The sequence below is a fragment of the Haloarcula sp. Atlit-7R genome, from assembly GCF_003666065.1.
GTDB classification, from domain to species: Archaea; Halobacteriota; Halobacteria; order Halobacteriales; family Haloarculaceae; genus Haloarcula; species Haloarcula taiwanensis.
In genome coordinates, this window is the sequence record NZ_QXIK01000064.1 from 1 (window position 1) to 541 (window position 541).

The window sequence follows — 541 nt, forward strand, 5'->3', positions numbered from 1 at the left end:
GTCCCACCGCGGCGTTGCTGGCGGCGACGCCGCGCGCGAGCAGGAGTACCCCGACCAGCGAGAGCGCGACCGCGCCGAGCCGGGCGGCTCGGGGGAGGCGGTCGCGTGCCCTCGCTGCGTCCGGCTCTGTGTCTGCTTCGGGTCGCGACGGCTGCTCAGGACGCATAGAACACGTAGAGGAAGAGGAAGCCGAAGTACAACAGTACCAGGATGCCGAGCGCGCGGATGCGGAACGACTTGAGTTCGTCTTCCTCCTCGTAGTACGCCTCGCGGTACGCCTCGACCTCCTCGGCGTCGAGGTCGTCGGGGTGTCTCGCGCCCCGGTGGAGGACCAGCAGTCGCTCGGTCGGATACGCCTCGCCGCACGCTGTGCAGGTGTGGCGGTCGCGCGTCGCGTCGGTGTCCGTGGTCATCCGATAGTCACTCGAAGTTCGGGGAGGGTGGCTTCTGAACGTTTCTATCGCGGGTGTTCGCGCCGTTGGCACCGAACGGGGGCGGAGTCGGCGGCGGGTCGCGAGTGCGAGGCGCGAGACGCACGACA

General features: G+C 69.3%; 1 protein-coding gene. It reads right to left on the reverse strand.

Annotated features, from left to right (window positions below):
• Positions 1-155: 155 nt before the first annotated feature.
• Positions 156-413 (reverse strand): DNA-binding protein, encoded by a 258-nt coding sequence (locus D3D01_RS22635; RefSeq protein WP_121513861.1) that lies wholly within the window; start codon positions 411-413, stop codon positions 156-158.
• Positions 414-541: the final 128 nt, after the last annotated feature.

Bases quoted from the DNA above. Each gene is read 5' to 3' on its own strand.
- D3D01_RS22635 (WP_121513861.1), bottom strand. From the start codon at position 413: ATGACCACGGACACCGACGCGACGCGCGACCGCCACACCTGCACAGCG.